At 69.3% G+C, this 12,290-nt stretch carries 14 protein-coding genes; 5 read left to right on the plus strand and 9 right to left on the minus strand.

Translation table 11 applies throughout. The annotated features are described in order from the left end of the window. Nucleotides 1-59: 59 nt before the first annotated feature. A complete protein-coding gene (locus ACWF0M_RS10500) occupies nucleotides 60-791 on the plus strand; it encodes a MerR family transcriptional regulator (RefSeq protein WP_452235350.1) in 732 nt (243 codons plus the stop codon). Between the two features lie 22 nt (nucleotides 792-813). On the opposite strand, the gene ACWF0M_RS10505 is transcribed toward ACWF0M_RS10500, so the two are convergent. Genes ACWF0M_RS10505 through ACWF0M_RS10515 form a run of 3 tightly spaced genes read right to left on the minus strand, consistent with a single transcriptional unit; the run spans nucleotide 814 to nucleotide 2,401 of the window. Then, entirely contained in the window at nucleotides 814-1,080 is a 267-nt protein-coding gene (locus tag ACWF0M_RS10505) for a DUF6510 family protein (RefSeq protein WP_452235351.1), read from the minus strand. Next, a complete protein-coding gene (locus ACWF0M_RS10510) occupies nucleotides 1,077-1,835 on the minus strand; it encodes a ferredoxin reductase (RefSeq protein ID WP_452235352.1) in 759 nt (252 codons plus the stop codon). Before ACWF0M_RS10510 ends, ACWF0M_RS10505 begins: the two co-directional genes overlap by 4 nt. Further along, nucleotides 1,805-2,401 (minus strand): sulfite oxidase-like oxidoreductase, encoded by a 597-nt coding sequence (locus ACWF0M_RS10515; RefSeq protein WP_452235353.1) that lies wholly within the window; start codon nucleotides 2,399-2,401, stop codon nucleotides 1,805-1,807. Before ACWF0M_RS10515 ends, ACWF0M_RS10510 begins: the two co-directional genes overlap by 31 nt. A 185-nt stretch (nucleotides 2,402-2,586) precedes the next feature. Here ACWF0M_RS10515 and ACWF0M_RS10520 point away from each other — a divergent pair, with 185 nt between their 5' ends. After that, complete coding sequence (locus ACWF0M_RS10520) at nucleotides 2,587-3,372, plus strand: hypothetical protein (protein ID WP_452235354.1); 786 nt, start codon at nucleotides 2,587-2,589, stop codon at nucleotides 3,370-3,372. Beyond that, nucleotides 3,369-4,088, plus strand: coding sequence for an ANTAR domain-containing protein (locus tag ACWF0M_RS10525; protein WP_452235355.1), 720 nt, complete (start codon nucleotides 3,369-3,371; stop codon nucleotides 4,086-4,088). The genes ACWF0M_RS10520 and ACWF0M_RS10525 overlap by 4 nt, the downstream gene beginning before the upstream one ends. Nucleotides 4,089-4,332: 244 nt before the next feature. Here the strand turns inward: ACWF0M_RS10525 and ACWF0M_RS10530 are convergent, their stop codons facing one another. The 6 genes from ACWF0M_RS10530 to ACWF0M_RS10555 are packed head-to-tail and all read right to left on the minus strand — an operon-like array spanning nucleotide 4,333 to nucleotide 9,511. Then, a complete protein-coding gene (locus ACWF0M_RS10530; protein ID WP_452235356.1) occupies nucleotides 4,333-5,475 on the minus strand; it encodes an acyl-CoA dehydrogenase family protein in 1,143 nt (380 codons plus the stop codon). A 14-nt stretch (nucleotides 5,476-5,489) separates the two neighbouring features. Then, on the minus strand, nucleotides 5,490-6,611 hold the full coding sequence (locus tag ACWF0M_RS10535) for a CaiB/BaiF CoA transferase family protein (protein WP_452235357.1): 1,122 nt from the start codon (nucleotides 6,609-6,611) through the stop codon (nucleotides 5,490-5,492). 39 nt (nucleotides 6,612-6,650) lie between these two features. After that, a complete protein-coding gene (locus ACWF0M_RS10540; RefSeq protein ID WP_452235358.1) occupies nucleotides 6,651-7,232 on the minus strand; it encodes a DinB family protein in 582 nt (193 codons plus the stop codon). Further along, nucleotides 7,229-8,680 carry a cobyric acid synthase gene (locus tag ACWF0M_RS10545; protein WP_452235359.1) on the minus strand — a complete coding sequence of 484 codons (1,452 nt, stop codon included), beginning with the start codon at nucleotides 8,678-8,680 and terminating at the stop codon, nucleotides 7,229-7,231. Before ACWF0M_RS10545 ends, ACWF0M_RS10540 begins: the two co-directional genes overlap by 4 nt. A gap of 4 nt (nucleotides 8,681-8,684) precedes the next feature. After that, nucleotides 8,685-9,215, minus strand: a complete 531-nt coding sequence (locus ACWF0M_RS10550) for a YbaK/EbsC family protein (RefSeq protein ID WP_452235360.1) — start codon at nucleotides 9,213-9,215, stop codon at nucleotides 8,685-8,687. Beyond that, nucleotides 9,212-9,511, minus strand: coding sequence for a GNAT family N-acetyltransferase (locus ACWF0M_RS10555; protein ID WP_452235361.1), 300 nt, complete (start codon nucleotides 9,509-9,511; stop codon nucleotides 9,212-9,214). The genes ACWF0M_RS10550 and ACWF0M_RS10555 overlap by 4 nt, the downstream gene beginning before the upstream one ends. Before the next feature lie 58 nt (nucleotides 9,512-9,569). Here ACWF0M_RS10555 and ACWF0M_RS10560 point away from each other — a divergent pair, with 58 nt between their 5' ends. Next, entirely contained in the window at nucleotides 9,570-11,138 is a 1,569-nt protein-coding gene (locus tag ACWF0M_RS10560) for a LuxR C-terminal-related transcriptional regulator (RefSeq protein WP_452235362.1), read from the plus strand. 72 nt (nucleotides 11,139-11,210) lie between these two features. Next, the gene (locus ACWF0M_RS10565) at nucleotides 11,211-12,290 is read left to right on the plus strand and encodes a flavin-containing monooxygenase (protein WP_452235363.1); all 1,080 of its coding nucleotides are present in this window, start codon (nucleotides 11,211-11,213) and stop codon (nucleotides 12,288-12,290) included.

Here is a 12,290-nt window from a genome sequence, read left to right on the forward strand (position 1 = left end):
CTCGATTGTGACAGCAACGCTGTCACGATGGTCAAGTGCGGGCCGTTATGATCTCCGCCATGTCGGAGGTCTCGGGGGACGCAACACTGACCGTGGACGAACTGTCCACGCGCGTCGGGATGACGGTTCGCACGTTGCGGTTCTACGCGGGTCGGGGGCTGATTCCGCCGCCGATCCGGCGCGGGCGGGTCGGGTACTACGGGCCGGAGCACATCGCGCGGCTCGATCTGGTGCGGGAGCTGCAGGCGCACGGGTTCACGCTGCAGGCGATCGAGGGGTACCTGGACCGGATCCCCACCGACGCGACACCGCAGGACATCGCGCTGCACCGGACGCTGCTGACGCCGTGGATGCGCGATCTCCCTGAAACGCTTGATCGAGCAGCACTGGTACGGCGTACCGGCCGGGAGCTGACCGACGACGACATCGAGATGCTCGTGGCGCTCGGGGTGGTCGAGCCGACGCCGGACGAGGACGTGTTCCAGGTCGCGACCGCGCATCTGAGTCTCGGCGTCGAACTGCTCGACCTGGATCTCCCGGTCGAGGCGGTACTGGACGCCGGCCGGATCTTCACCGAGCACGGCCGCGCGCTCGCCGAGGAGCTGACCGAGGTGTTCCGCACCAAGGTCTGGCCGCACTACCGCGACTCGGGCGGTCCGCCGGAGCACATCCAGCAGCTCGTCGAACGCTTCAAACCCGTCACGATCCAGGGCCTGGTCCTCGCCTACGAACGAGCCGTGGGCGAGACCCAGCGCGACACCATCCGCCGCACCCAGCACAAGCCGCGCTAACCCACCCCACCGACAGGCGGGGTTACGAGTTGGGGACGCGCAGGTACGTGAGGCCTCTCAGGTCCAGGACGGTGTCGTTGGGCGTGGTGACGACCCGGAGCAGGACGTTGTCGCAGTTCTGGCAGCGGGCGACCAGGCCGGGCGCATCGACGTACAGCCGAGCCTTGGCGAAGACGCCGGTCTGGCCGCAGCCGTCGCACCGGCCGATCGCGGCCGTGACATCGACCGCGAACACCGCACTCAACGCCCCCGCCGCCGCATTGCCGTCGAGGTAGGTTGCTTCACTCATCGAGATCCTCCTGTCGGGCCGAAACGTTCAGTTCTGACGCGGGCCGGGTCGTGGCCGGCCGCGACCAGCAGGTCCGCCACCGTCTCCACGAACGGCGTCGGTCCGCACACGTACGTCGTCGCGCCGTCCTCGGGCTTGAACGCGTACTGCTCGATCAGCTCCGCGTCGATCCGCCCGACCCGAGGCTCCCCGGCCGGCGCCTCCCGCGTGTACACGAGCCGTACGTCGACATCGTCCGACGCGGCCAGCTCCTTCAGATCGCTCACGTAGATCACCGACTCCGGGCGTCGCACGGAGTACAGCAACCGCGCGGGCGTCGTACCAGCGACCGCATGCGCCTGCAGCATCGCCCGCAGCGGAACGACCCCCGATCCCCCGCCGATCAGCTGCACGGGCCCTTCCTGCTCGGGCTTCCACACGAACCACCCGCCGACCGGCCCGCGGATCTCCAACGGATCGCCGGCCTTCAGCACCTCGACGAGGTACGGCGACACCTCGCCGTCAGGCACCTGCTCGACGGTCAGCTCGATCGTGTTCGAGGACGATGCTGTCCAGGCCGACGCGATCGAGTACGACCGCGACGCCCGGTACCCGTCCTCCGCGGTCAGCCGTACGTCGAGATGCTGCCCGGCGAGATGCCCCGGCCAGTCCGGTACGTCGAGCACGATCGTGCGAGCCGTCCCGGTCTCCCGCCGTACGTCGGCCACCGTGGCGACCTGCCACATCAGTCGCCGGCGTATCGCTGTTCTTTCCATGGGTCTCCGTACTCGTGATAGCCGGCCGTCTCCCAGAAGCCGAGGTCCTCGGTGTCGGACAGCACGAGGCCGCGGACCCATTTCGCGCTCTTCCAGAAGTACAGGTGCGGAACGAGCAGCCGCGCGGGTCCGCCGTGCTCGGGATGCAGCGGCTCACCGTCGTACTCGTAGGCGATCCAGGACTGCCCGTCGAGCAGGTCCTCGAGTGGCACGTTCGTCGTGTAACCGCCGTAGCTGGTCGCCATCGCGAAGTCCGCGCCGGTCTCGACATCCGCGAGCAGCGTGTCGAGCGAGACGCCCTTCCAGGTCGTCTGCAGCTTGGACCACCGGGTCACACAGTGGATGTCCTTGGTGATCTCCTCGGCCGGCAGCGCCGTCAGCGCCGCCCAGTCCCACTTGTACTGCTCGCCGGTCTCCGTGGTGACCGTGAACTCCCAGTGATCGGTGCGGATGTGCGGCGTCGGTCCCGCCGACAGCACCGGAAACTCGTGCGTCAGGTACTGCCCCGGCGGCAGATCCGTCCCACCCCCGCGCCGACCTGTGAACCCCGGCGACACGATGCCCATCTCGACCTCCCTCGGCTGCTGAACGCAGTCAATCACGGCTCGCCCACACACCAGAAGGGCCGTCGGGACTAAAATGGAGCAGCGAAGAGACTGCTGGTGACGCGCGCGCTATGAACAACATTTCGGTGATCCGGCCGCTAGGGTGGGCCATCCGACCGGTGGCGGCTCGAGTCTGGACGGATTGGGTGGATCACAACCGCAGCGCAAGGGTGTGGGCGGAGATCAGAGCCGTTGCCGACGGCTCGACCCCGTCGTTGGTGCACGCGGTGTCGGCCTGTGCGCAGGCACTCTCCGCGGCCGGCGCCGGGCTCGCGATGGCGCGCGACGGAGGGCTGCTCGAGCCGGTGCTGGCCACCGGCCCGGAGATCCGCGAGCTGGACGAGCTGCAGTTCGAGCTCGGTGAGGGGCCGAGCGGTGAGGCCGGCGCCTCCAGCGCGCCGGTACTCGAGCCGGACCTTTCCGGTGTCGCAGCCGGCCGACGGTGGCCGGCGTTCGCTGCGGCTGGTGGCGAACGGGGTGTCCGCGGCGTCTTCGCGTTCCCGGTCGCCGCCGGAGCCGCGAAGGTCGGCGTACTGACCGTTTACCGGCGAGAGCCGGGACCGCTGCGGCGCGAGCAACTGGAGGAGGCGTTGGTGTTCGCCGACGCCCTGTTCGTGCTCGCCCTGGACAGTCGCCAGGGCATCAGCGCGGACCTCGACGAGGTGATCGCGGCGGCCTTCACCGCTCGCCGGGCCGAGGTCCACCAAGCCGCGGGCCGGCTCGCGTCGCAGCAGCGCATCAGTGTCACGGACGCGCTGATCCGGCTGCGCGCCCACGCCTACAGCAATGGACAGTCGTTGTACACGGTCGCCGTCGACGTGATGTCCGATCGTCTCCAGCTGGACCGCGACGGCCATCCACCGCAAGAGCCGGAGCCGGCAGACCCCGAACAGGACGAGAAGGACGAGAAAGAACAGGAGGAGGAGCGATGAGTGCATCCGACCGTAGAGTGCGCGAAGTGTTCATCGAGCTGTCGGACACGCTCGTCGACGACTTCGACGTCATCGAGTTCCTGGATCGGCTCGCCGCCCACTGCAGCGAGCTTCTGGGCGTGTCGGCCTGCGGGATTCTGCTCGCCGACCATCACGGCGCGCTGAACCTGGTCGCGGCCTCCACCGAACAGGCACGGCTGGTCGAGCTGACCCAGCTGCAGGCCCTCCAGGGCCCGTGCTTCGACGCGTTCACCACCGGCCGCCCGGTGCAGCATCCGGACCTGCGGAAGGCCCGCGGGCGCTGGCCGCTCTTCGCCGAAGCCGCTGTCAGCGGCGGATACCTCTCGGTGCAAGCGCTGCCGATGCGCTTGCGCGATGCCGTCCTCGGGGCGGTCAACCTGTTCAGCAGGACCACCGGGGAACTGGATGCCGACACCATCACCCTGGGGCAGGCGCTGGCCGACGCGGCCACGATCGGCATCGTCCACCAACGTGCGCTGGTCCGCCAGGAGATCGTCACCGAGCAACTACAGACCGCTCTGAACAGCCGCATCCTGATCGAGCAGGCGAAGGGATTCCTCAGCCACAGCCTGCACGTCGACGTCGACGAGGCGTTCGCCTTGATGCGTTCGTACGCCCGGTCGAACAGCCGCCGCCTGACCGATGTCGCCAACGATGTCGTCCAGGGCGGCCTGACGCTCGTCCGGTCGCCTTAATAGTCGCCACTGTAGTTGTCTCCAGCCGTGGTGCCCGGCCGCCGTACGGAGGTAGGCTTTTCGGGCCTGTTCGGGAACGCCCAGGACCCCGGCGTCAAGGTGTGTCGCGCCGCTGGGAGGGGTTGGGCACGACAAACACCGTGATATCCCACAACAGGCGCTTGCACCGCCTGACGGGTCACCAGGCGCAGGAACCGTCGCAAAGGCGCCACCCGCGTGCGCACCAGGCGACGGTTTCCTGCATCTAGATGCCCATCGTGCGGCCGATGATTTCCTTCATGATTTCGGTGGTGCCGCCGTAGATGGTCTGGATGCGGGTGTCCAGGTAGGCCTTGGCGATCGGGTACTCGGTCATGAAGCCGTAGCCGCCGTGCAGTTGCAGGCACCGGTCGACGACCTTCTTCTGCAGTTCGGTGGTCCACCACTTGGCCATCGCGGCCTCGGCGACGGTCAGCGTGCCGGCGTTCAGCTCCTCGATGCAGCGGTCGACGAAGACCCGGGCGATCTGGGTCTCGGTGGCGAGCTCCGCGAGCACGAAACGGCTGTTCTGGAACGACCCGATCGGCCGGCCGAACGCCTTGCGGTCCTTCACGTACCGCAGCGTGTCGTCGAGGATGTTCTCGCAGGCCGCGGCCGCGACCACCGCGATCGTCAACCGCTCCTGGGGCAGTTTCTCCATCAAGTAGACGAAGCCCTTGCCCTCCTCGCCGAGCAGGTTGTCCACGGGGACCCGGACGTCGTCGAAGAACAGCTCCGCGGTGTCCTGCGCCTTGAGCCCGATCTTGTCCAGGTTCCGGCCGCGCTCGAACCCGGGCATCCCGCGCTCGACCACGATCAGCGAGATCCCCTGCGCACCGGCCTCCGGGTCGGTCTTCGCCACCACGATCACCAGGTCGGCGAGGATCCCGTTCGAGATGAACGTCTTCTGCCCGTTCAGCACGTAGTGGTCGCCGTCGCGTCGCGCGGTGGTCTGGATGCCCTGCAGGTCGCTGCCCGCGCCGGGCTCGGTCATCGCGATCGCGGTGATCGTCTCCCCCGAACAGAACGCGGGCAGCCAGCGCGCCTTCTGCTCGTCGGTCGCGTAGTCCAGCAGGTACGCCGAATTGATGTCGGTGTGGATGGTGAAGCCGACCCCGCTCGCGCGGACCCGGGTCAGCTCTTCGATCAGCACGGTGTTGAACCGGAAGTCCCGCGCGCCGCCGCCGCCGTACTGCTCCGGCATCATGAAGCCGAGCAGGCCCGCCTCGCCGGCCGCGGTCCAGAGCTCGCGCGGGACGATCCCGGCGTCCTCCCAGCTGTCGTGGTGCGGGACGATCTCCTTGTCGCAGAACGACCGGACGGTCTCCCGGAAGGCATCGTGATCGGCGTCGAACAGCTGACGTTCCACGGGCGGTTCCTCTCTCAGTTCTGCACGGCCGCGCCGGACTTCAGCAGGTCGTCGATGTCGGTGATTCCCCAGTCGGCCAAGGCTTCCCGGGTGTGCTCCCCCGGCCGCGCGGGCGGTCGGTCCAGGCTGGTCGGCGTACGGTCGAAGCGCGGCGCGGGGGCCGCCTGCCGGACGCCGTGGTGGTCCACAAAGATGCCTCGGGCAACAAGGTGCGGATGGTCGCCGGCCAGCGGCAGCACCGGCGCGACGCAGGCGTCCGAGCCGTCGAACAGCTCCGTCCATTCCGCCTGCGTGCGCTGCCGGAACGTCTCGGTCAGTACCTTCCGCAGCTCGGGCCACTGCGAAGGATCGTTGCGGTCGGGCGCGTCCAGACCGAGTTTGTCGATCAGCTCGGCGTAGAACTGCGGCTCGAGCGCCCCGACCGCGACGTGCTTCCCGTCGGCGGTCTCGTACACGTCATAGAACGGCGCCCCGGTGTCGAGCAGGTTCGTTCCGCGCTCCTGCCGCCACGATCCGGCGGCGAGCGCACCGAGCAGCATCGTGGTCAGGTGCGCCGATCCGTCCACGATCGCGGCGTCCACGACCTGTCCCTGCCCGCTGCGCTGCGCCTCGTTCAGTGCGGCGAGTACGCCGATCACGAGGTACAACGATCCGCCCGCGAAGTCGCCGAGCAGGTTCGCCGGAACCTGCGGCGGCCCGCCGGCGCGGCCGATCAGATGCAGCGCGCCGGACAGCGCGAGGTAGTCGATGTCGTGCCCCGCGGTCTGCGCGAGCGGGCCGTCCTGCCCCCACCCGGTCATCCGCCCGTACACCAGCCGCGGATTGATCGCGTGACAGTCCGCCGGCCCAAGCCCGAGCCGCTCGGCCACCCCGGGCCGGAACCCTTCGACCAGTACGTCGGCCTGCGCGACCAGCCGCCGTACGACGTCGACCGCGGCCGGCTGCTTCAGATCCAGGGCCGCGCTGCGACGGCCCCGGTTGACCAGATCCAGCTCCGGCGGACCCATCGACGCCCCACCGCCCGGGCGATCGATCCGCAGCACCTCGGCGCCGAGCTCGGCAAGCATCATGCACGCGAACGGCGCCGGACCGAGCCCGGCCAGCTCGACCACCTTCACGCCCCGGAGTGGACCCATGCGCGCTATTGTGACAGTCCCACTGTCACAGTCGTCAAGTCATCCTGCGCGTCCGCCACCGAAGTCGCGGAAGGTCTCCGCGGCGCGCTGGATCTTGGCGTAGTAGTCCGTCCAGGCGGCCTCGTCGAGGAGGTCGGCGTCCTTGCCGCCCTGGCCGTCGATCAGTTCGCGGACGATGTCGGCGTGGCCGGCGTGGTGTGCGGTCTCGTCGACGACGCGGACCAGCAGCGCGCCGAACGTCGTACTGCGCGCGCCCTCGGCCCAATGCGGCACCTCGGCCGGATGGTCCAGGTCGAGCTCGGCGATCGAACGGTCGCTGTGCGCATACGCCTCGCGGTAGAGGCCGGTGATGTACTCCGTCGACTCGTCCGCCTTCGCCCACATGTCGGCGCCCTCCCACACCGATCCGTCCGCCTCCCACGGCAGTACGTCGGCCGGCGGGCGGCCCACGCTCGTCCCGAGGTACACGTACTCGATGCCCACCAGGTGCTTCACCAGCCCGAGCAGGTTCGTCCCAGACGGCACCAGCGGACGACGGCGGTCGTACTCGCTGATCCCGTCGAGCTTCGCGAGCATCAGCGCCCGGGTCTCCTGGAGATACTGCTGGAGGTGGGACTTCACGGCGCTCCTGGTGGGATGAACGGGACAGGTGGTGCGCCGTGCTCGATCAGATGCAGTAGCGCGGCGGTGTCGGCGTACTCGTCGATCATGTCGGCCAGCCGATCCAGTCGTTCCTCGCGCAGGCCTGCGAACGAGACCGAACCGTCGGGCGCGGGCTTGCCGGTCAACGCGGCGACCTCGGTGAGGAAGGTGTGCCGCGCGGCGTCGTCGTCGAGCAGACCGTGCCAGATCGTGCCCCACGTGCTCCCCGACCGGCAGCCACCTGGGAACTCCTCCGCGTCACCGACCACCTCGACAACACCATGATGGATCTCGTACGCCGTTCGCGCCGGCCGGGCCAGCGTCTTCTCGCGGGCAAACGTGGTTGCCACCGGCAACAGTCCGAGACCACCCGACGAGCCGCCCGACTCGACCCCGTGTGGGTCGGAGATCGTCGCGCCGAGCATCTGGTAACCGCCGCAGATACCGAGCACCGGACGACCCGCCGCGACCCGTGCGGCCACAGCGTCGGCGAGCCCCTGCGACCGCAACCACTCCAGGTCGGCGCTGGTCGCGCGCGAACCCGGCAACACGACCAGGTCGGCGTCGCGGACCTCCGCCGCGCTCGTGGTGAAGAACACGCTGTTCGTCGGCTCCACCGCCAGCGCGTCGAGATCGGTGAAGTTGCTGATCCGCGGGAACCGCACGACCGCGATCGTCAACAGGTCGCCCGGCGAGGTACGTCGTACCGGGATGTCCAGCGCGTCCTCGGAGTCCAGCCACAGCTCGGGCAGCCACGGCAGTACGCCGTACGTCGGGCGGCCGGTGACTGACGCGAGCATGTCGATGCCCGGCTGCAGGAGTGAGACGTCGCCGCGGAACTTGTTCACCAGGAACCCGCTGATCAGCGCCTGATCGGCGGCGTCGAGCAATGCGACGGTCCCGAACATCGACGCGAACACTCCCCCGCGGTCGATGTCACCGACCACGACCACCGGAGCCCTGGTGTGCTGCGCGAGGCCCAGGTTCACGTAGTCCGACTGCCGCAGGTTGATCTCGGTCGGGCTGCCCGCGCCCTCGCTGATCAGCACGTCGTACCTCGACGCGAGATCGTCGTACGCCGCGAACGCCGCCTTCGCCAACTCCGCCCGCTCGGTCAGGAACCCGCGCGCGGACAGCTCACCCCACGGCTCGCCCATCAGGACGACGTGGCTGCGCCGGTCGCTGCCCGGTTTGAGCAGCACCGGGTTCATCGCGGCCTCGGGCTCGGCGCCCGCGGCGACAGCCTGGATCCACTGCGCGCGGCCGATCTCGGTGCCGTCCGCGCAGACCATCGAGTTGTTCGACATGTTCTGCGCCTTGTACGGCGCCACGCGCACACCCTGCCGCGCCAGCCACCGGCACAGCCCGGTGACGACGGTCGTCTTCCCGGCGTCGGACGTCGTACCGGCGATCAGCAGCGAACCCACGCGGTCAGCTCGCGGGTGCGGCAAGTTCCAGCACCTCGGCGGTGGGGAGCTTGGCCAGGTCGGCGCCGTCGACGAGGAGTTTGGAGGCGCGGATGCCGCTGCCGATCACGACCGGGCCGGCGTTCGCGACCGCCTCGTCGACCAGGACCGGCCAGTCCGCGGGCAGTCCGATCGGCGTGATCCCGCCGTACTCCATCCTGGTCGTGCCGACCGCGTCGTCCTGCGCGGCGAATGAGATCTTCCGGACGCCGAGGTGCTTGCGGATCACGCCGTTCACATCCGCCCGGTGAGTGGCGAGCACCAGCACCGCGGCGTACGTCGACTCGCCGGCCCGCTTGCCGTGGACGATCACGCAGTTCGCCGATGCCGCCATCGGTACGTCGTACTCCGCGCAGAACGCGGCCGTGTCCGCCAGGCCCGGATCGATCGCGGCCGCGTGCGCCGGGATCGACCCGAGCGCCTCGCGGACCGGCTCGGCGAGAAGCTCCGGTACCGCCTCGGCCGGCTTCCACTCGAGTTTGCCCAGGGCCGTCACTCGCCCTCCCGCTTCACGAGGTCGGCGTACTCGGTGTGCTCGGCGAGGAAGTCGACGTAGAACGGGCAGAGCGGCTTGACCCGGAGCCCGAGCGCCCGTGCCTCGTCGAGCGACTGCGTCGCGATCCGGCCGGCCACGCCCCGGCCGCGGAAGTCCGGCAAGGTCTCGGCGTGCAGGAAGCTGATCACACCGGGGTGCAGCCGGTAGTCGACGAATCCCATCAGATTGCCCTCGGCGTCCACCGCTTCGTACCGGCTCCGGTCCTTGGCATCGACCACACTGATCTCGTTCTCCATGCCGCAACTCTAAGCGCTGTGGTGAACCCTGGTGAGCTCCGCGAGTACCGTGTGAATGATGGAGCAGCACGACTGGCCGGCTGAGTACGCCGAACTGACGGCGGCCGACCGGCGCGCTCCGCTAACGCCCGCGGACCTCGACCGGCTCGCGGTCGCCGCGTTCGTCCTCGGTCATGACGACGAGGTCGCGGCGTACCGCGAACGGGCCTACGAGGAACATCTCGCGAGCGGGGACGTGGTGGCCGCGATCCGGACCGGCTTCTGGCTCGGGTTCCACCTGCAGCAGCGGGGCGACCTCGCGCGCGCCGCGGGCTGGCAGGCCCGGATCGGGCGGCTGGTGCCTGAGGACGTACCGCAGCTCGCCGGGCTGGTCGCGATGGCCGACGCGGCGTTGCTGATGAACTCCGGTAACGCTGCCGCGGCACTCCCCCTGTTCGAGCAGAACCTGGGGTGGGCCACCGAGCCCGACGCGATCGTGCTCGCGGCACTCGGCCGCGGCAACTGCCTCGCGATGCTCGGCCGCGGCGCCGAGGCCCTCAAGGCACTCGACGAGGCGATGGTGCACGTGACCGCGAGCCGCGTCGGTCCGGAGGTCACCGGTATGGCGTACTGCTCGGTGATCGCGCTCTGCCTGGACCAGTACGACATCCGCCGAGCGCAGGAGTGGACGCAGGCGCTGACCGGCTGGTGCGACGAGCAGTCCGGTCTCGTCCCGTACCGCGGTGCGTGCCTGGTGCACCGCGCGCACATCCTGCAAATGCGCGGCGCCTGGACCGATGCGGCCGGTGCCGCCGAAGATGCGTGCCAACGGCTGCCGGCCGGCACGGTCGGGACGGCGTGGTACCGGCTGGCGGAGGTCGAACGGCAGCGCGGGCGGTACGAGTCCGCGGAACGCGCGTACGTCGCGGCGGCGGCCGACGGGGTGGATGTCCAGCCCGGTCTGGCGCTGCTGCGCGCCTACCAGGGTCAGGTGGGCGCCGCGGTCGCCGGGCTGGAACGGGCGCTCGCGGAGGACGCGTTCTCGTCGAACCGGCCGATGCTGCTGGCCGCGCGGGTCGAGATCGGGATCACCTGGAACGACCGCGAGGCCGCGCGGAAGGCCGCGTCCGAGTTGAACGAGCTGGCGCGCGCAGACTCGCCGTACCTTCAGGCGCTGGCGGCGTACTGCGAGGGTGCCGTACGCGTCACCTGCGGCGATCCACAGGGCGCGATCCCGTTGCTGCGGCGGGCCTGGACACTGTGGCAACGACTCGAGATGCCGTACGAAGGCGCGCAGACCCGGATGCTCGTCGGACAAGCATGCCGGGCGCTGGGCGATGTCGACGCCGAGCAGATGGAGCTCGACGGTGCGCGAACCGTCTTCGAGCGGCTGGGTGCGATCGAGCAAATGACCGCGATCGACCAACTCGCCAGGCCGTTCGACGGCACCGGCCTCACGCCCCGAGAGCTGGAAGTACTGCGAGTGCTCGCCACCGGCGCCACCAATCGGGCGATCGCCGGCGAGCTGTTCCTCAGCGAGCGGACCGTCGCCCGGCACGTCAGCAACATCTTCGGGAAGCTTCGGGTCGGGAGCCGGTCCGCGGCGACCGCGTGGGCGCTGGGGCACGGCGTCAATAGACAGAAATGACCACTCAATTTCCGCGGGATTGGCGTGGTTGGATGCTGTGTGGGCGTGCCCGGTCGGCCTAACTTGAGGGTTATGGACAGGGTCGGGACTGTGGTGGTCGGTGCGGGGCAGGCGGGTTTGGCGATCGGGTACTACCTGCGTGAGGACTTCGTCATTCTCGACGGGCAGGAGCGCGTCGGTGATTGCTGGCGGGAACGGTACGACTCGCTGCGGCTGTTCAGCCGGCCGCGGTACGCGAGCCTCCCGGGTCTGCGGATCGGTACGCGGGACTGCCCGAGTCGTGACGAGATGGCCGATTACCTCGAGCGGTACGCCGTACATCACCAACTGCCGGTGCGGACCGGCGCACGGGTGACTCGGTTGTCACGCGACGACGACGGATTCCTGGTGCAGACGACCGGCGGCGACTGGCGGGCGGATCAGGTCGTGGTGGCGGCCGGGATGCACAGTGTGCCGCGGTGGCCGGCGTTCGCGGGCGAGCTCGACCCGTCGATCCGGCAACTGCACTCGCTGGAGTACCGGAATCCGGAGCAATTCGCGGACGGGACCGTGCTGGTCGTTGGTGCCGCCAACTCTGGCACCGACATCGCGCTAGATGCCGTCAAGACGCACCGCACACTGCTGGCCGGACGGCACCCGGGACAGGTACCGGTCGACATCGACTCGACCGCCGGGCAGCTCTTCACACCGGTTGTGATGTTCCTGTTCAAATACGTGCTCACTCGTCGTACGCCGATGGGCCGCAAGGCGATCGCGAACGCTTTGCGCAACGGCCTGCCGCTGACCCGCAACAAGCTCGAGCACCTCGACGCGGCCGGGATCGAGCGGATCGGCCGGATCGAAGGGGTCCGCGACGGCCATCCGGTGACGGCGGACGGCGACGTACTCGACGACGTCCGGACTGTGGTGTGGTCGACCGGGTCCGATCCGGATCACCGGTGGATCGACCTGCCGGTGTTCGACGCCGACGGGCGGCCGCGACACGCGCGGGGCGTGGCGGCCGACGTACCGGGTCTCTACTTCCTGGGGCTCGACTTCCAGTACGCGATCGCGTCCGCGAGCATCCAAGGGGTGGACCGGGATGCTCGTTTCCTCGTCGAACATCTCGCTCAGCAGAAGACCCACCGGGCCATACCTGTGGACAGGCGGTAG

Source organism: Kribbella sp. NPDC055110, assembly GCF_053607525.1.